This is a genomic window from Paraburkholderia youngii (assembly GCF_013366925.1).
GTDB lineage: Bacteria > Pseudomonadota > Gammaproteobacteria > Burkholderiales > Burkholderiaceae > Paraburkholderia > Paraburkholderia youngii.
On sequence record NZ_JAALDK010000001.1, the window covers coordinates 4,377,940 to 4,394,796 of the forward strand.

17 protein-coding genes and 1 pseudogene are annotated in these 16,857 nt (G+C 64.8%); 8 read left to right on the forward strand and 10 right to left on the reverse strand.

Translation table 11 applies throughout. The features are described from left to right. Positions 1–9: 9 nt before the first annotated feature. Positions 10–900 (reverse strand): helix-turn-helix domain-containing protein, encoded by an 891-nt coding sequence (locus tag G5S42_RS20095; RefSeq protein WP_176108394.1) that lies wholly within the window; start codon positions 898–900, stop codon positions 10–12. A gap of 353 nt (positions 901–1,253) precedes the next feature. On the opposite strand from G5S42_RS20095, the gene G5S42_RS20100 reads away from it, so the two are divergent. Beyond that, a complete protein-coding gene (locus tag G5S42_RS20100) occupies positions 1,254–2,636 on the forward strand; it encodes an MFS transporter (RefSeq protein ID WP_176108395.1) in 1,383 nt (460 codons plus the stop codon). 46 nt (positions 2,637–2,682) lie between these two features. On the opposite strand, the gene G5S42_RS20105 is transcribed toward G5S42_RS20100, so the two are convergent. From G5S42_RS20105 to G5S42_RS20125, 5 genes and pseudogenes are all read right to left on the reverse strand, one after another. After that, positions 2,683–2,931, reverse strand: a complete 249-nt coding sequence (locus G5S42_RS20105; RefSeq protein ID WP_026228520.1) for a hypothetical protein — start codon at positions 2,929–2,931, stop codon at positions 2,683–2,685. Positions 2,932–3,006: 75 nt separating this feature from the next. Beyond that, positions 3,007–3,390 carry a hypothetical protein gene (locus G5S42_RS20110; protein ID WP_176108396.1) on the reverse strand — a complete coding sequence of 128 codons (384 nt, stop codon included), beginning with the start codon at positions 3,388–3,390 and terminating at the stop codon, positions 3,007–3,009. Positions 3,391–4,040: 650 nt separating this feature from the next. After that, positions 4,041–4,892, reverse strand: a complete 852-nt coding sequence (gene kdgR, locus G5S42_RS20115) for a DNA-binding transcriptional regulator KdgR (RefSeq protein ID WP_246392039.1) — start codon at positions 4,890–4,892, stop codon at positions 4,041–4,043. A 150-nt stretch (positions 4,893–5,042) separates the two neighbouring features. Beyond that, positions 5,043–5,813 carry a 2-dehydro-3-deoxy-D-gluconate 5-dehydrogenase KduD gene (kduD, locus tag G5S42_RS20120; RefSeq protein ID WP_176108398.1) on the reverse strand — a complete coding sequence of 257 codons (771 nt, stop codon included), beginning with the start codon at positions 5,811–5,813 and terminating at the stop codon, positions 5,043–5,045. Positions 5,814–5,819: 6 nt separating this feature from the next. Next, positions 5,820–5,941 (reverse strand): annotated as a pseudogene (locus tag G5S42_RS20125) (5-dehydro-4-deoxy-D-glucuronate isomerase); the annotation flags it as partial. 306 nt (positions 5,942–6,247) lie between these two features. Here G5S42_RS20125 and kdgT point away from each other — a divergent pair. Continuing rightward, complete coding sequence (gene kdgT / locus G5S42_RS20130; RefSeq protein WP_176108399.1) at positions 6,248–7,252, forward strand: 2-keto-3-deoxygluconate transporter; 1,005 nt, start codon at positions 6,248–6,250, stop codon at positions 7,250–7,252. A gap of 53 nt (positions 7,253–7,305) precedes the next feature. Here kdgT and G5S42_RS20135 read toward each other — a convergent pair whose 3' ends face one another. Beyond that, on the reverse strand, positions 7,306–7,926 hold the full coding sequence (locus G5S42_RS20135; RefSeq protein ID WP_176108400.1) for a GNAT family N-acetyltransferase: 621 nt from the start codon (positions 7,924–7,926) through the stop codon (positions 7,306–7,308). A gap of 134 nt (positions 7,927–8,060) precedes the next feature. Further along, positions 8,061–9,506 (reverse strand): NAD-dependent succinate-semialdehyde dehydrogenase, encoded by a 1,446-nt coding sequence (locus G5S42_RS20140; protein ID WP_176108401.1) that lies wholly within the window; start codon positions 9,504–9,506, stop codon positions 8,061–8,063. 293 nt (positions 9,507–9,799) lie between these two features. On the opposite strand from G5S42_RS20140, the gene G5S42_RS20145 reads away from it, so the two are divergent. The 6 genes from G5S42_RS20145 (at position 9,800) to G5S42_RS20170 (ending at position 14,673) form a co-directional block, all read left to right on the forward strand. Further along, positions 9,800–10,003 carry a cold-shock protein gene (locus tag G5S42_RS20145; protein ID WP_007181784.1) on the forward strand — a complete coding sequence of 68 codons (204 nt, stop codon included), beginning with the start codon at positions 9,800–9,802 and terminating at the stop codon, positions 10,001–10,003. Positions 10,004–10,039: 36 nt separating this feature from the next. Then, positions 10,040–10,450, forward strand: coding sequence for a hypothetical protein (locus G5S42_RS20150; RefSeq protein WP_176108402.1), 411 nt, complete (start codon positions 10,040–10,042; stop codon positions 10,448–10,450). A 380-nt stretch (positions 10,451–10,830) separates the two neighbouring features. After that, entirely contained in the window at positions 10,831–12,252 is a 1,422-nt protein-coding gene (gene hpnJ, locus G5S42_RS20155; protein ID WP_176108403.1) for a hopanoid biosynthesis associated radical SAM protein HpnJ, read from the forward strand. After that, a complete protein-coding gene (gene hpnI, locus G5S42_RS20160; protein WP_176108404.1) occupies positions 12,249–13,409 on the forward strand; it encodes a bacteriohopanetetrol glucosamine biosynthesis glycosyltransferase HpnI in 1,161 nt (386 codons plus the stop codon). Before hpnJ ends, hpnI begins: the two co-directional genes overlap by 4 nt. Before the next feature lie 26 nt (positions 13,410–13,435). Further along, positions 13,436–13,615: a hypothetical protein gene (locus G5S42_RS20165; protein ID WP_246392040.1), complete on the forward strand. Its 180-nt coding sequence runs from the start codon at positions 13,436–13,438 to the stop codon at positions 13,613–13,615. After that, positions 13,612–14,673, forward strand: coding sequence for a lysylphosphatidylglycerol synthase domain-containing protein (locus G5S42_RS20170; protein ID WP_176108406.1), 1,062 nt, complete (start codon positions 13,612–13,614; stop codon positions 14,671–14,673). The genes G5S42_RS20165 and G5S42_RS20170 overlap by 4 nt, the downstream gene beginning before the upstream one ends. A gap of 60 nt (positions 14,674–14,733) precedes the next feature. On the opposite strand, the gene G5S42_RS20175 is transcribed toward G5S42_RS20170, so the two are convergent. Both G5S42_RS20175 and G5S42_RS20180 read right to left on the reverse strand, forming a co-directional pair. Next, entirely contained in the window at positions 14,734–16,137 is a 1,404-nt protein-coding gene (locus tag G5S42_RS20175; protein ID WP_176108407.1) for an ATP-binding protein, read from the reverse strand. Then, positions 16,134–16,793, reverse strand: coding sequence for a response regulator (locus G5S42_RS20180; RefSeq protein WP_013089566.1), 660 nt, complete (start codon positions 16,791–16,793; stop codon positions 16,134–16,136). The genes G5S42_RS20175 and G5S42_RS20180 overlap by 4 nt, the downstream gene beginning before the upstream one ends. Between the last annotated feature and the right edge of the window lie 64 nt (positions 16,794–16,857).

Consider the following 16,857-nt stretch of genomic DNA (forward strand, 5'->3'; position numbering starts at 1 on the left):
TCGGGATCGCTAATTGATCGACAGATCCCGATGCGCGGCCGCCTGAAACTCCTTGGGCGTGACACCGGTCTGCTTGCGGAAATAGCGGCTGAAATAGGCCGCGTCTTCGAATCCGAGCGCATGCGCGATCTGTTTGATACTCGAACCCGAGTAAACCAGGTCGCGTTGCGCCTCGCGTATCAACTGGTCGTTGACGAGCGACAGCGGCGAATGGCCAAGCTCCTCACGACAGATGCGGCCCAGTTGCGCCGCGGTCACCCCCAACTTTCCCGCGTAAAAATCGATTGGCAGATGCTCGCGCACATGCGCGGCGATCAGTTCGCGTAGCCGTTTGATCTGCGCGGCGCGCCGGTCATTGACGGTCGCACCCGCGCTTAACGCGGCATCGGTCAGACGCGCGACCTGCACAAAAAGTGCAATCATCAGCGACATGCCCGCGGCGATATGGCCGCGCGCGCTGCCCCGAAATTCCTGCTCCAGCAAACCGAACAACGGCATCAACGTGCGCTCGCCGATGGCGGGCCGCACGGGAATCAGCGCGGGCCGTTGCAGCACCAGCATGAGGCCCGGCGACACCGCTTTCGAAATCGTCTCCAACGCGCGCTGTGCGGCGGTAATCACGAGCCCGTCGATCTCCGGCGAAAACACGAAACCATGCACCGTTTGCGCCGGAAGCAGGATCAGGCATGGCGCTTCGATCGTGAGCTTTTCGCTCTCGATCAGCACGTAGCCCGAACCGCTGCGGATATAGAGAATCTGCAGCAACGCATCGTGCCGGTGCGCGGAGATATGCCAGTCGTTCGGCCGACTGCGCTCGACGATCCATTCGAAATTGAACGCGTCGTACCACGGCGGCCGCGCGGACTCTCCGTACAGATCGTAGTTAGGGATATTTCTCATGCAGTTTGGTCTCCTATGTTCGAATTGTCCTGCGATGCGCTGCCTTTGTCCAATTTCGTCCCGAAGCGCGTGGCTATACTTTTTTCCATCGAAGACGCGGCCGAATGCCGTCCGCGCGGCATGACCCAGAGAAGTGCACGCGGATGGAACGCCTCGCGCATCGCGAAGCAATCGCCAATGCGAACGGCTTTCTCATGTCGGACGCGGCCAGCCATATCACGGGCCCGGTCCTAAGCGTCGATGGCAGCTCGCACGCCTACGGCGCGGCAGGCGACCAGGCAATTCGAACAACAAGAAAATATCTCTTCATCTCAAGGAGACATAGCAATGACCAAGCAGAAAGGAGCACGCACATGAGCCGCTCCGAACGCAGTGTAGATGTGCAGGCCTTCATCGACGGACAGCGTTTCTCGCCGTTTCAGTGGACGATTCTGGTGCTGTGTTTTCTGGTCGTCGCGGCCGATGGTTTCGACACCGCCGCGGTCGGCTTTATCGCGCCGTCGCTCGTGCAGCAGTGGGGCATCGCGCGCAGCGCGCTCGGCCCGGTGATGAGCGCGGCGCTGGTCGGACTCGGCATCGGCGCGCTCGCGGCCGGCCCGTTCGCGGACCGCATCGGACGCAAGACGGTGCTGGTGCTGTCGGTGTTCTTCTTCGGGCTGTGGAGTCTCGCGGCGTCCCGCGCGACGTCGATCGAATCATTGACCGTGCTGCGCTTTTTCACCGGCCTCGGTCTCGGCGCGGCGATGCCCAATGCGGTCACGCTGATGTCCGAGTACGCGCCCGCGCGGATTCGCGCGGTCGCGGTCAATGCGATGTTCTGCGGTTTTTCGGGCGGGCTCGCGCTCGGTGGCTTCGCGTCCGCATGGCTGATTCCGAATCTCGCCTGGCCGAGCGTGCTGGTCGCGGGCGGCATCGGCCCGATCGTGCTGAGCGTGCTGCTGATTTTGCTGCTGCCGGAATCGGCGCAATTCCTCGCGGTGCGCAAGCGGGCCGATCAACGGATCGCGCGAATCCTGCAACGCATCGCGCCTCACGACCGCTTCGACGGATGCCGCTTCTTCGCGGTCGACGTGCGCCGCAATAGCGCCGACTCGCGCTCGCAGTGGGCGCTCGCGATCATCCTGTCGGCGCGCTACCGTTTCGGCACGCTGATGCTGTGGCTCGCCTATTTCATGGGGCTGCTGATTTACTACCTGCTGACCAACTGGCTGCCGACGCTGTTCAAGGACACCGGCTTCTCCGGCGAAAAGGCGGCGTTGATGACGTCGCTGTTTCCGCTCGGCGGCATCCTCGGCAATCTGTGCGTCGGCTGGGTGATGGATCGCTTCGCCGGCCATCGCGTGATCGCGTTCACCTATGTGCTCGTCGGTGCGCTCGTGCTGCTGGTCGGGCGGGGCGTCGGCCATCAGGTCTGGCTCGGCACGCTGATCTTCCTGACCGGCACGGTCGCGACCAGCGCGGTGACGTCGATGTCGGCGCTCGCGGCAAGTTTCTACCCGACCCGGGCGCGCGCGACGGGCGTGGCGTGGATGCTGGGAATCGGCCGGGTCGGCGGCGTGGCGGGCGCGTTCGTCGGCGCGGCGTTGATGGGGCTCGGCTGGCAGTTCGGCGCGGTGTTTAGCCTGCTCGCGGTGCCGGCCGTGATCGCGGCGGGCGGGGTGGTGCTGATGATGCGGCGCGAGCCGCTCGATCACGCATCGGTCGATGACAACGTTGGCGCGATAGCGATGGAGTGAAGTCCGGCGTCGGGCGTGCCGCTACGCTCGAACAATGCGCGACCGCTCAGGTCGCGCGCAGCAACGCCATTTCGTTGTGCAGCAGCGCGAGCAATTCGTCGTCGGTCGGCCGCGTGCCCCAGTGGCGCGCGCCGGCCACCGACGCGATCGCTATCCACGAATGCGGTGGAAACCATTCGCGCACCAGCGTGCCGTCCTGGCGCAGGCACAGCTGGCCGGTCAGCTCGCTGTATTCGGCGCAGATGTGCGCACCGTCGACCTGCGCGCTTACTCGTCTCGGATCATTGCGTAGCACGTCGTCGCTCCTGTCAAAGGGGTGGCGCGAATGCAAGCGCGGCATGGTGGCGCGATTGACGCCACCTGGCTTCCATCAATGGTCATGTCCGTGACCGTGCCAGCCGTTGTCGTGCCAGTCGTTGTCGTGCCAGTCGCGATGCGGGCCGCGTGCATCGCGCCATTCGTCGTGGTGACGTTCCCACTCGCGACGCTCCCAATAGCGACGACCATCGTAGTAACGATCGCCGTACCAGCCCGGCGCGATCACGACCGCGGGCGGCGGAGGCGCATACACGGGCGCGGGCTGCACATAGACCGGCGGGGGCGGCGGAGCCTCGACCACGGCGGGCGCGACCGCGATGCCCGGCACACCGATATTCACGCCGACATCGACGTGCGCGAAAGCGGCCGTCGATGCGCCGATCGCGAGACCCGCGACGACGCTCAACGATATCCAGCGGTTGCGTGAAAGACTCATGATTGTTCTCTGTTGTGTGGATGTCTGTGATGGAGTGGCGAGCCGGACGCGCACCTACTGCGCGTGATGGCCCGATCAATAGCGTTCGTAGTAGTGGTCGTGATGCGGATGATCGCCGCCAGGGACGACGATGCAGCCGCTCAACGCGCCGCCGAGCGTGGCGGCAAGAATGACCAATGCGAGAATTTTTTTCATGATGTTGCTCCCTGAAATCTGTGATGCGAGTGCCTGTCGTGCGAAGCGTTTCATCTAAACCGCTTTCGTTTGAACCGAACTCTACTGAGCGGCGCGATTACCGATGTGTTTGTGTGTAACAGGACGTGTCGATTGGAGGTCACATCGATACGTTCACGCGAGTGCGATGAACGGAGAGGGAAAGCGCCGGGGGTGAGATGTCGAAATGCCGGGCGATAGTCAGGCGTGCGGGCAAACCCTTGAAGAGGCTATGAAAAAAACCGCATTCAAGCGCCGGCGATGCATGGATGCGGAGCGAAGGTTCGGCGCATCGATTGGTGAAAAAAGAAGCGAATGGAATTTCGCCTTATCTATGCCACGCAGATACATTCGGTTGCAGACTGGTCATCGGGCTCGCCATGCGTTCGTGCGAGCACGATGAAATGACGCCACACCTGTAGCGTCATCTGGCTGTCTTACTGCGCGGCCGCGGGCTCCTGGGCGGTCGCTTCGCGATAGCCGAGCCGCGCCGAAATCGCGAGACCGGCTTCTTTGAGCAGCGCGACGTAATGCTGCTTCGTGTCGGCGCCACAGCGCATCGTCGGAAACGAAATCGACAGACCGGCGATCACGCGGCCGAAGCGGTCGAACACCGGCACCGCGATACATTGCAGGCCTTCTTCCTGCTCCTCGTTGTCCTCGCCGTAGCCCTGCTCGCGTACGTGCGGCAGGATGCTCAGCACCGCTTCGGCGCAGGTCAAGGTTTTCTGCGTCGACTTGCGGAATTCGATGTGCGAGAGCACGTCACGCGCATCGGCCGGGTCCATCCATGCGAGCAGCACCTTGCCGATCGCCGTGCTATGCAGCGGATTGCGCCGGCCGATTCGCGACTGCATGCGCAGCCCGTAGTCGGCATCGATCTTGTGGATGTAGATGATCGCGTCCTCGTCGAATGCGCCGAGGTGTACCGCTTCGCGCGTCATCTGGCCGATGCGGCGCATGTCGACGTCGGCCTCGCGCACCAGATCGACGCTTTCGAGCGCTTTCGCGCCGAGCTCGAACAGGCGGATCGTCAGCCGATAGCGCTCGGTTTCGACTTCCTGAGTCACGTAGCCGAGCGCCTTCAGTGTTTGAATCACGCGATGCACGGTCGTCTTCGACATGCCGAGCCGTTGCGACAGCTCGCTGATGCCGATCCGCCCGGTGTCGCCGATCGCGCCGAGAATCGCGAACACGCGCCCGATCGACGACGCCGATTCGCCTCGCTCACCGCTGTCCGCATCCAGCGCCTTATCGAGCGCTTTGTCGCGCGCAGTGCTTCTCGCCATGTTTCTCGCCGTGTTCCTGTCTGTTCCCGTTGCCGCCATGTCCATCATTCCCTGTCTGTGCCAAGCCGCGCCGCTGTCGCATCGAGCCGATGCTCGCCCGGCGCGAGAGCATAGCGCGTCGCGCGCGCTGGTGGCGAGCTTGTGTCGAACCTAGCGCGCGAGCCAGCCGCCATCCACCGCCAGTGTATGCCCATGCACGTAGTCCGACGCCGACGAGGCGAGAAAAACCACCGGCCCCGCGAGATCGTCGGGTACGCCCCAGCGGCCGGCCGGAATGCGCCCGAGAATTTCCTGCTGGCGCTGCGCGTCGTCGCGCAACGCGGCGGTGTTCGCGGTCGCCATATAGCCGGGCGCGATCGCGTTCACGTTGATGCCCCGCGCGGCCCATTCGTTGGCGAGCAGTCGGGTGAGACCGAGCACGCCGCTTTTCGACGCGGTGTACGACGCGACGCGAATACCGCCCTGGAACGACAGCATCGACGCGACGTTGATGATCTTGCCGCCGCCTTGCTGCCGCACGAACTGACGCGCTGCCGCCTGCGACAGAAAGAACAGGCTCTTCAGGTTCACGTCCATCACCGCGTCCCAGTCGTCTTCGCCGAACTCGAGCGCATCTTCGCGGCGGATGATGCCCGCGTTGTTGACCAGCACGTCGAGGCGGCCAAATGCTTCGACCGCGGCGCGCACGATGTCGTCGACCGATGAGGTCGACGCGAGATCGGCGCGCACGTCGGCGAAGCGACGTCCGAGCGTCTCGACGCGCGCGGCGGTCGTGCCCGCGTCCGCGCGGCTGACGCCGACGATGTCGCAGCCGGCCGCGGCGAGCGCGACCGCCATGCCGGCGCCGAGGCCGGTGTTGCTGCCAGTCACGATGGCGACCTTGCCGCTCAGATCGAAAGTATTCATTGTGGTCGGGCTCATGTTCGCTCAGCGCAGCTCGCGAACCGCGAGATGGTCCATGTCGCCGAACACCTGGTTCTCACCGGCCAGCCCGGCGAGATCACCGCCTGCTCGTTGCGCACGACGATATGCCGGGTTTCGTGCGGCTCGGCCTGTCTCACATCCATTGATCGTTCTCCTGTCGGTATGCGGGGCGCGGTGCCGCCTTGTGCCGAGACTGTAACGCAGAATCGCAATTTCGGAACATCGGTCCGAAAGTTTTTCGGCGAGCGATCGCGGCTGGAATGGGCTACTGAGACTGACCGGGTAAACGATAGTCAGGTTTAAGAAATAAAGCGGAACGACGTTCCTTTCATGATGCTATATTGCGCCCGATAGGGAGAGCCCAGCGCAGACCGGGACACCAACACGGGTCATTGATCCGATAACGGGGCGTCACCGTCCATGGAGGAGACATGAAGATCAAGAAGGCCATCGACCGCATTCCAGGCGGCCTGATGTTGGTGCCGCTACTGCTCGGCGCCTGTGTGCATACGTTCGCGCCCGGCGCGGGCAAATATTTCGGCTCGTTCACCAACGGCCTGATTACCGGCACCGTGCCGATTCTAGCGGTATGGTTCTTCTGCATGGGCGCAACGCTCGACCTGCGCGCGACCGGCACCGTGCTGCGCAAGTCGGGCACGCTGCTCGCCACCAAGATGCTGGTCGCATGGATCGTCACGCTGATCGCGGCGCGCTTCATTCCGATCGACGGCATCAAGACCGGGCTCTTCGCGGGGCTGTCGTTGCTCGCAATCACGACCTCGATGGACATGACCAATGGCGGTCTTTACGCGGCCGTCATGCAACAGTACGGCACGAAGGAAGAGGCGGGCGCGTTCGTGCTGATGTCGGTCGAATCGGGGCCGCTGATCAGCATGATCATTCTGGGTGCCACGGGTGTGGCGTTCTTCGAGCCGCGGCTGTTCGTCGGCGCGGTGCTGCCGTTTCTGATCGGCTTTGCACTGGGCAACTTCGATAGCGAGCTGCGCGAGCTGTTCGGCCGCTGCGTGCATCCGCTGATTCCGTTTTTCGGCTTTGCGCTCGGCAACGGCATCGATCTGAACGTGATCGTCACTAGCGGTTTGCCGGGCATCGTGCTGGGGCTCGGCGTGATCGTCGTGACCGGCGTGCCGCTGATTCTGGCTGATCGCTGGATCGCCGGCGGCAATGGCGCGGCGGGGCTCGCGGCGTCGTCGACGGCGGGGGCGGCGGTCGCGAATCCGGCGATCATCGCCGACATGATTCCGAGCTTCAAACCGCTGGTGCCGGCCGCCACCGCGATGGTCGCCACCGCTTGCCTCGTGACCGCGATTCTGGTGCCGATCCTCACGGCGCTGTGGGTGCGCCGGCATCATCCGCGCGGCACGCTGCGCGAGGAGTTCGCCACGGTGACGCAGGCCGCGCCGCTCAATGAGTAGCGCGATGCACTTGTTTGAATGAGTCAGTAGAGGGCAGGAAGCTGGCGCGCCGCTCAGCGCGCCAGCTTCGTTTCGAGCATCGCTTTCACCGCGGGCCATTCGTCGTCGATGATGCTGAAGCGCACCGAGTTGCGCTTGCGCCCATCGGGCATGATCCGCTCGTGCCGCACGATGCCTTCCTGTTTCGCGCCTATGCGCAGGATCGCCGCGCGCGATCTGTCGTTGAGCTCGTCGGTCGTGAATTGCACGCGCACGCAGCGCATCACGTCGAATGCGTGGCACAGCAGCAGATACTTCGCCTCGGTGTTGACGACCGAGCGCTGCCCCGAGGCGGCGAGCCACGTATGGCCGATTTCGAGCTTACGGTTCGCGCGATCGATCTTCCAGAACCGCGTGCTGCCGACGATGCGGCCGGCGCCGTCATTCCGGTCTTCCTCGTCACGCCGCACGATCACGAACGGCATCACCTTGGCCGCAGCGCGGCCGGCGAGCGCCCTGGCGATATAGGCATCGATCGTCGCCGGGCCCGGCACGACGGTCAGCTTCATGTCCCACAATTGCCCATCGGCGGCGGCGTCGACGAGCGCCTGCGCGTGGTCTTCGCGCAGCGGCCGCAACTCGACGAACGAGCCGCTCAGCGTGGGTTGCATCGATTCGGCGGAGATATCGTTCATGGCAATGAAAAAGGTCCGCGAGCGGAACACTCGTGGACCTGGCAGACCGGTTGATCCGTGCTCGGGAACGACGCGAGCGGCAAACCCGCGGCGCCGTTACCGAAGCGCGCGATCAAGGTGATTAAATCAGGTGATTAAACCGACATTACCGTGACAGCCTTGGTGACGAGGTAGGCTTCCATCGCCTCCGGGCCGCCTTCCGAGCCGTAGCCGGAATCCTTGACGCCGCCGAACGGCATTTCCGGCGTCGGCGTGGCGGGCTGGTTGATCCACAGCATGCCGACTTCCATGCGCTGCGACAGCAGATGCACGTTGGCGAACGACTTCGTATACGCGTAACCGGCGAGGCCGTACGGCAGACGGTTCGCTTCGGCGATCGCTTCTTCGAGCTTGTCGAAGCCGCGGATCGCGGCGACCGGGCCGAATGGCTCGTTGTTGAACACGTCGGCTTCGAGCGGCACGTCGGTCAGCACGGTGGCCGCGAAGAAGTTGCCTTCGGTACCCACGCGCTCGCCGCCCGTCGCGACCTTCGCGCCGGTCTTGCGGGCGTCGTCGACGACCTTGGCCATCGCGCTCAGACGGCGCGCGTTGGCGAGCGGTCCGAGCGTCGTGCCCTCGGCGAGACCGTCGCCGAGCTTGAGGCTTTCAGCGTGCTTGACGAGCGCCGCGGCGAACTCTTCCCGGATGCTGTTGTGCACGAGGAAGCGCGTCGGCGAAATGCAGACCTGGCCCGCGTTGCGGAACTTCGCGGCGCCGGCTGCCTTAACCGCGAGCGCGACGTCGGCGTCTTCCGCGACGATCACCGGGGCATGGCCGCCGAGTTCCATCGTCGCGCGCTTCATGTGCGAACCGGCCAGCGCCGCGAGCTGCTTGCCGACCGGCGTCGAGCCGGTGAACGTAACCTTGCGGATCACCGGATGCGGGATCAGGTAGCTCGAGATTTCGGCCGGATCGCCGAACACGAGGCCGACCGTGCCGGCCGGCACGCCGGCTTCGACGAATGCCTGCAGCAGGGCCGCCGGCGACGCCGGGGTTTCTTCCGGCGCCTTCACGAGGAACGAGCAGCCGCAGGCGAGCGACGCCGACAGTTTGCGCACGACCTGGTTGACCGGGAAGTTCCACGGCGTGAACGCGGCGACCGGTCCGATCGGCTCCTTCAGCACTTGTGACTGCGCGGCGAGGTTGCGCGACGGCACGATGCGGCCATACACGCGGCGGCCTTCGTCCGCGAACCATTCGATGATGTCCGCGGCCGCCAGCACTTCGACGCGCGCCTCGGCGAACGGCTTGCCCTGTTCCTGCGTCATCAGGCGGCCGATGTCGGCGGCGCGCTCGCGCACGAGAGCCGCAGCCTTGCGCATGATGGTGGCGCGCTCGTTGGCCGGCACCTTGCGCCAGGCTTCGAAGCCGCGCTGCGCGGCTTCGAGCGCGCGGTCCAGATCGGGGATGCCGGCATGCGCGACCTTGCCGATGGCCTGGCCGGTCGCGGGGTTGATCACGTCGAGGGTCTTGCCGCTGGCGGCGTCACACCATTCGCCGTTGATCAGAAGACGGGTATCGGTATAGCTCGAGATGGCCATGCTGGGTTCCTGTGAGAGGGAAAACAACAGGCCGCGTGGTTGTGCGGCACGAGGCGACACACCTACGCGGCCATGAATGAATTGCCGATATCAATTATCTTATCTGATTGCGGGCAATCGCACCGGACGCGGACCGCGGGCCTCCGCTCGTGGCATGCGGTTTGCTGAGACTTGGCACCGGAGCGACTTTGCGGGTCACGCCGAGGTGCCGCGTCCGCGCCGCACGAAACGCCTGCGAGACGCAGCGCTTCATCCATTCAACCGCTACTACAGCGCGTCACGAGGACATCGCCATGCCAACCGGAACAGTGAAATGGTTCAACGACGCGAAGGGCTTCGGCTTCATTACCCCCGATGACGGCGGCGAAGATCTGTTCGCGCATTTTTCGGAGATTCGATCCGAAGGTTTCAAGTCGTTGCAGGAAAACCAGAAAGTCAGCTTCGAAATCAAGCAGGGGCCGAAAGGCAAGCAGGCGGCCGATATCAAGCCCGTGTGACGTCGGCATGGCGGTTCATCCGCATGCGAGGTAACGATGGATAAGGACGCCGCCTACGCGGAGATCGAGCGCAATGGCGGCGCCGCTTATGCGAAGACCTTCGCCGCGCGCTATCCCGACGAACCGCTTACACCGTTCTGTCATCGCTATCTGTTCGAACAGGCGCAGCGCGATGAAGCGGAGCACGACGCGGCCGCGGCCACGCACGACGACGAGCGCGGTTTCGCGCTGAGGTCGCTCGCGCGCATGGAGGCGTCGTCGCATATCGCGCAGGCGGCGGCGAGCGCGTCGCGCGACGCGGCGGCCGCCGCGCACACATCGGCGCGCGCGGCTCGGCGCTCGGCCTTCTGGACCATGATCGCCGCGCTCGCGTCGGCGACGGGCGTAGTGGTAAACGCGGCCCTCAATCTCGGCTGGCTCGAATGGGCAAGGCATCTTGCGCAATAAGCGACGCGTCGGGCCGCGCGTTCGCGCCCGTGAATGTGATGTGCATCGGAGGCGCCAATGGGGCTAGCCCGCAAACCACGCGACAACCTATGCATGTACCACACCGATAGGACATCGATGCGACACGGCTACACGAGCGCGTCGATCGCACAAATCGACCCATCGGAGCATGCCGCGGACGGTCTGAACGCAGTATTATTCTTCAGGTTTCCTTCAGCTTTGCTCCGTACTATTTGCGCCACTGCCCGTGGCCTTTCAGGACCGCGGCCGCCGCTACGTGCGGCTCGAGCACAGGCTTTCACGACCTGCATTCGGGCAATGGAACAGATAGATTCCTGACTGAAAACTGAAAGCGCCTATAAAGGCTTGCTGGAGCATCCATGAAAACTCTGTTCTTGCAGGCGCCGTCGTACGACGGCTTCGATGGTGGCGCGGGTTCGCGCTATCAGGCCAAGCGTGAAGTTCGCTCGTTCTGGTATCCGACGTGGCTCGCACAACCCGCCGCACTCGTTCCCGACAGCCGCGTGCTCGACGCAACGGCAGACGGCCTGTCCGTTGAAGCCGCGCTCGACATCGCTTCGCAATACGAGCTGGTGGTGATTCACACCAGCACGCCATCCTTCCCGACCGACGCACTGTTCGCCCAGGACCTCAAGAAGCGCAAGCCGTCGCTGCTGATCGGCATGGTCGGTGCGAAGGTCGCGGTCGATCCGCATAATTCGCTGATCGCGACCGAGGCCATCGACTTCGTTTGCCGCGAGGAATTCGACTACACCTGCAAGGAAATCTCCGAGGGCAAGCCGTTCTCGCAGATCCTGGGCCTGAGCTATCGCGCCCCCGACGGCTCGATCGAACACAACGAAGCGCGCCCGATTCTCGAGAACATGGACGAGCTGCCGTTCGTCGCGCCGATCTACAAGCGTGATCTGACCATCAAGAACTACTTCAACGGCTACCTGAAGCATCCGTACGTGTCGCTGTACACCGGCCGCGGCTGCCGCTCGAAGTGCACGTTCTGTCTGTGGCCGCAAACGGTCGGCGGCCATCGCTATCGGGTGCGTTCAGTCGAGAACGTGCTCGAGGAAGTGAAGTGGATTCGCGACAACATGCCCGAAGTCAAGGAGATCATGTTCGACGACGACACGTTCACCGACTTCAAGCCGCGCGCCGAAGAAATTGCGCGCGGCATGGGCAAGCTGGGCGTCACGTGGTCGTGCAACGCGAAGGCCAACGTGCCTTACTCGACGCTGAAGATCATGAAGGAAAACGGCCTGCGCCTGCTGCTGGTCGGCTACGAGTCCGGCGACGACCAGATCCTGCTGAACGTCAAGAAGGGCCTGCGCACGGACATCGCGCGGCGCTTCGCGCAGGACTGCCGCACGCTCGGCATCAAGGTGCACGGCACCTTCATTATCGGCTTGCCCGGCGAGACCCAGGAAACGATCCAGAAGACCATCGAGTACGCGAAAGAGATCAATCCGCTGACCATCCAGGTGTCGCTCGCCGCGCCGTATCCGGGCACCCGGCTCTATCACCAGGCGGTCGAGAGCGGCTGGCTCGCGGAGAACAAGGTGATCAATCTCGTCAGCAAGCAGGGCGTGCAACTCGCGGCGATCGGCTATCCACATCTGTCGCGCGACGAGATGTACCACCAGCTCGAGAACTTCTATAAACGCTTTTATTTCCGGCCGTCGAAGATCTGGGAGATCCTGCGCGAAATGCTGACGAGCTGGGACATGATGAAACGGCGCCTGCGCGAAGGCGTCGAATTTTTCCGCTTCCTGCGCGCGCACGAGGCGTGAGCGCCGTACACATCGCCGCCGTCACGCTCGCGTACGCGTGCGCGGCGGCGACTGTTGTCGGCATCGGCTACACCGTGCTCGCAAGCGCGCTGATCGGGCGCTTCTTCGCGAGGGCGGTGGCCGTTCCCTCCAGCTTTCCACCCATTACGGTGATCAAACCGTTGCACGGCAACGAGTGGGCGCTGCTCGATAATCTGTCGAGCTTCTGCGCCCAGGATTATCCGGGGCCCGTGCAATTCCTGTTCGGCGTGCACGACTCGGCCGACCCCGCGCTGCAAACCGTCGACGAACTGCGGCGCCTGCATCCGCGCGCGGACATCGCCGTGGTCGCCGATGCGCGCCTGTACGGCCCGAACCGCAAGATCAGCAACATCCTCAACATGCTGCCGCAGGCGCGCCACGACGTGCTCGTGTTCGCCGACAGCGACGTGTGCGTCGGCCCCGACTATCTGCGCAACGTGATCGGCGAATTGCAGAAGCCGGGCGTCGGGCTCGTCACCTGCGCGTATCGCGGCCAGCCCGATCCGGGTTTCTGGCCGCGGCTGTCGGCGATCGCCACCAACTACCAGTTCCTGCCGGGCGTCGTCACCGGACTCGCGCTCGGGCTCGCACGCCCGTGCTTCGGTCAGACCATCGCGATGCGGCGCGACACCTACGAGCGGATCGGCGGCTTCAAGCCGTTCGTGCGGCACCTGGCCGAAGACTACGAAATCGGCGCGGCGGTGCGCGCGGCGGGCGAGCAGGTCACGATTCCGCCGTTCGCGATCGCGCATGCCTGTGTCGAAGCGAGCGCCGCGCAACTGGTGACGCACGAACTGCGCTGGAGCCGCACGATCCGCCGCATCGATCCGCTCGGACACTTCGGTACCGCGCTCGTGCATCCGTTGCCGTTCGCGCTGCTCGCGCTCGCGTGCTCGGGCGGCGCGCCGTGGGCGTGGCTGCTCGCGGCAGTGACGGTGCTCGCGCGTGTCGCGTTGAAGTGGCGCGCGGATCGGGCGTTGCGTCAGCGCTGCCGCGATCTGTGGCTACTGCCGTTATGGGATATCGTATCGTTTGCGATTTTCGTCGCGAGCTTCCGCTCCTCGCGGGTGATCTGGCGGGGCTTCAGCTTCAAGGTCGACGGCGACGGGCTGCTGTCGGCGGCACAGGACGAATGACGAACGAACGGCAGATTGGGCGGGCAATGAGCGAAGAAGGATCGAGCGGGCGACACAGCACCGCACTCGAGACGCACGGCAGCGGCCTGGCGGCCCAGGCGGCACAGGCGGCGGCGCACTCGGCAACCCATACGGCATCACATACCGCGGCACGCGGCGTGCGGCGCATCGCGCCCATCGAGGTCGCGTGCGAGGTGCCCGCATGATGAAGCATCTGGGCCGCGCGGCCGCGCTCGCGGGTTTGCTGATCTCTTTGTGGCTGGTCTGGCGCGAAGATCCGCGCGCGGTGCTCAGCGCGTTGCGCGCAGCCGGCGCGGGCCTCGTGCTGGCCGCGTTGGCGCACGTGCTGCCAATGGTCGCCAACGCCTGCGACTGGCGCTCGCTGATTCGCGGCGCGAATCGCCCGAGCTTCGGCAGGATGATGCATCTGGTATGGGTGCGCGAATCGGTCAACTCCATGCTGCCGGTCGCGCGGATCGGCGGCGAACTCGTGGCGTTCCGCATGTTCAAGCGCTGGGGCGTCCGGCCATCGACAGCGGTCGCCAGCACCATCGTCGATATGCAACTGACCTTGATCAGTCAGCTGATGTTCACGATGGTCGGCATCGGCTTTCTGTTCGCCAACGCGCAATCGGGCGCGCTGCGGCTCGCCGGGCAGCTCGCGTGGGGCGTGGTCGCGTTGACGCCGCTGCTATTGCTGTTCGGGCTCGTGCAGCATGCGAATCCGTTCGAGCGCATCACGCGCGTGGCAAACAATATGACGAGCGGCAAGCTGACCGCGCTGGTCGGCCAGTCCGCGCAGATCGATCAATCGATCAAGGTGATCTGGCGACGCCGCGCGGTCGTGCTGCGCTATCTGTTTTTCTGGCAGCCGCTGCAATGCGTTCTGACCTCGCTGGAAATCTGGCTCGCGCTGTATTTCCTCGGCGCGCGCGTGACGCTCGTCGAGGCGATCGTGATCGAATCGCTGATCCAGGCGGTCAGCAGCGCCGCGTTCTTCGTGCCGGGCGGTCTCGGCGTGCAGGAGGGCGCCTTCGTACTGATTGGCGGCGCACTCGGGCTCGATCCCGCCACCTGTCTTGCGCTCGCGGCCGCGCGGCGCATTCGCGACCTGCTGATGTTCGTGCCGGGCCTGATCGCGTGGCAGTTGTTCGAGGCGTCCGGCAGCGCGCGGCCGCATGCCGCGCCACACGGGGTGGGCGCCGGGCTGGCCAAACAGCGTTCGGGCGTCGCTGACGTGAACCGCGGCGGCGAGCGGCGCTGAGCGATCGGCGCGCGGTTTCCCGCTTCCCGCTCGCGTCTTCGACGCGCATGCCGCGCGCCGTCAGCGCGGCGCGCGATAGGCCGGAAACGACACCTGCACCGCCAGCCCCCGGCCCCCGATTCCCGCGCCTAGCTGCAGACTCGCGCCGAAATGCTCGGCGATCCGCGCAACGATCGACAACCCCAGCCCGCTGCCGGTCGCCTGATTGCCGGTCGCGCGGAAAAAGCGGTTCGTGAGGCGCGCGAGATCGTCTGGCTCGACGCCGGGACCGTCGTCCCGCACGCTCAGCTGCACGTGCTCGTCGGCATGGCGCACCGCGACTTCGATATTGCCCCCCGTACGTCCATACTTGATCGCGTTGTCGAGCAGATTGTCGAGCAGGATGCCGATCAGCACCGGCTCCGCATCGATCTCGGCGAGCATGTCGCCGACCAGCATCACGTTGATGTGCTTTTGCTGCGCATTACGCCGGTTCGCAAGCAGCGTATCTCTCGCGATCGCGGCCGGCTTCACCGGCTCGGTGGGCAGCTTCTCCTGCACGTCGAGCCGCGCGAGCAGCAGCAACTGCTCGGCGAGCCGGGCGCTGCGATCGACGCCTTGCACGACGCGCTCCATCGCGAGCCGCTGCAGCCCGATGTCGGGCTCCGCGAGCGCGACCTGCGCCTGCACCTTGATCGCGGCGAGCGGCGTCTTCAGTTCGTGCGCGGCATCGGCGGTGAAGGCGCGTTCGAGTTCGAGCGCATGCTGCAGACGCGCGAGCATCTGGTTGATCGCATCGACGAGCGGGCGCACCTCGAGCGGCGTGCGGCCGATGCCGACCGGTTCCATGCGGTTGATGTCGCGAGAACTGAGCGCGGCCGATAGCACCTTCAGCGGCGCGAGGCTCCAGCCGATGCTGAACCACACGAGCACCGCGAGCACCGGCAGCGCGATCAGCGTGGGCCGTGCGATGCGGCTCGCGATTTCGCTCACCAGGTCGCTGCGGGTATTGGCCGGCTCGAACACGCGCACGCTGTGGCCGAGCACGGTCTCGCGCAACGTGAACGAGTGATAGAGCTCACCGACCAGCATCACGTCTTGCGCGCCGCTCGCGGGCGGCAACGGCAAATCCCACGCGGCCAGCGCATGCAGTTGCGGGCTGCCTGCCAGCACGACGCCGTCGGCCGAGCGCACCTGGAAAAGCGCATCGCGCGGCAGGGTGTCGTCGTCATCGTAGTTGTTCGCGCCGGCTTCGCCGTTTCGCTCTTCTTCGCGCAGGTCGATGCGCGCATTCGCGAGCGTCATCAGATTGGCCGAATCGAGCAGCGCGAGCATCTGCGCGAGTTCGGCGAGGCGGGCTTGCTCCCATAGGCCGACTTCGCGCGTCGCCTGCCGGTAGCTCGACGCGAGCGCGCCGCCCCAGACGAGCGCGATGCTCGCCAGCACCAGCAGCACGAGGCGCCGCCGGATCGACGGACCGATCATTCTTTCTCCATCACATAGCCGATGTTGCGCACGGTCTTGATCAGATTTGCGCCGAGCTTCTTGCGCAGGTTCGACACATGCACCTCGATCGCATTGCTTTCGATTTCTTCCTGCCAGCCGTACAGGCTTTCTTCGAGCCGCGAGCGCGACTGCGGAATGCCGAGATTGGTCAGCAGTTGCAGCAGAATCGCCCATTCGCGCGATGTAAGCGGCACGCGCGCCTCGTCGATCTGCACTGTTTGCGCGGCCGGATTCACTGTCAGATTCTGGTAACGAATCAGATCGATACTGCGACCTTGTGCGCGGCGCAACAGCGCGCGGCACCGCGCGACCAGCTCGGTGAGATCGAACGGCTTGCCGAGATAGTCGTCGGCGCCCGCTTCGAGACCGCCGACGCGATCGACGACCGTGCCTTTCGCGGTCAACACCAGCACCGGCACGTCATTGCCGGCGTCGCGCATGCGTTTGAGCAGCTCCGTGCCGCTCACGCGTGGCAGGCCGAGGTCGAGTACCACCAATGCATATTGAGTCGTGTCGAGCGCGAGGCTGGCCTTGTGGCCGTCGCGTGCCCAGTCGACCGTGAAGCCGGCCTGGCGGAGGCCCGCTTCGACACCGCAGCCGATGAGCTCGTCGTCTTCTACGAGGAGTAAGCGCATGAGGCAAATGTTCCAATGTGGGGATTTATTGCATAACGTCCTGCATTTTTATGCAAGCGGCATT

Coding starts and splice junctions, on each gene's coding strand:
- G5S42_RS20145 (WP_007181784.1), top strand. CDS start 9,800: ATGCCAACCGGAACAGTGAAATGGTTCAACGACGCGAAGGGCTTCGGC.
- kdgR (WP_246392039.1), bottom strand. CDS start 4,892: ATGGCGAGAAGCACTGCGCGCGACAAAGCGCTCGATAAGGCGCTGGAT.
- G5S42_RS20170 (WP_176108406.1), top strand. CDS start 13,612: ATGATGAAGCATCTGGGCCGCGCGGCCGCGCTCGCGGGTTTGCTGATC.
- hpnJ (WP_176108403.1), top strand. CDS start 10,831: ATGAAAACTCTGTTCTTGCAGGCGCCGTCGTACGACGGCTTCGATGGT.
- G5S42_RS20100 (WP_176108395.1), top strand. CDS start 1,254: ATGAGCCGCTCCGAACGCAGTGTAGATGTGCAGGCCTTCATCGACGGA.
- kdgT (WP_176108399.1), top strand. CDS start 6,248: ATGAAGATCAAGAAGGCCATCGACCGCATTCCAGGCGGCCTGATGTTG.
- G5S42_RS20175 (WP_176108407.1), bottom strand. CDS start 16,137: ATGATCGGTCCGTCGATCCGGCGGCGCCTCGTGCTGCTGGTGCTGGCG.
- G5S42_RS20165 (WP_246392040.1), top strand. CDS start 13,436: ATGAGCGAAGAAGGATCGAGCGGGCGACACAGCACCGCACTCGAGACG.
- G5S42_RS20135 (WP_176108400.1), bottom strand. CDS start 7,926: ATGAACGATATCTCCGCCGAATCGATGCAACCCACGCTGAGCGGCTCG.
- G5S42_RS20140 (WP_176108401.1), bottom strand. CDS start 9,506: ATGGCCATCTCGAGCTATACCGATACCCGTCTTCTGATCAACGGCGAA.
- G5S42_RS20180 (WP_013089566.1), bottom strand. CDS start 16,793: ATGCGCTTACTCCTCGTAGAAGACGACGAGCTCATCGGCTGCGGTGTC.
- G5S42_RS20095 (WP_176108394.1), bottom strand. CDS start 900: ATGAGAAATATCCCTAACTACGATCTGTACGGAGAGTCCGCGCGGCCG.
- G5S42_RS20150 (WP_176108402.1), top strand. CDS start 10,040: ATGGATAAGGACGCCGCCTACGCGGAGATCGAGCGCAATGGCGGCGCC.
- G5S42_RS20110 (WP_176108396.1), bottom strand. CDS start 3,390: ATGAGTCTTTCACGCAACCGCTGGATATCGTTGAGCGTCGTCGCGGGT.
- kduD (WP_176108398.1), bottom strand. CDS start 5,813: ATGAGCCCGACCACAATGAATACTTTCGATCTGAGCGGCAAGGTCGCC.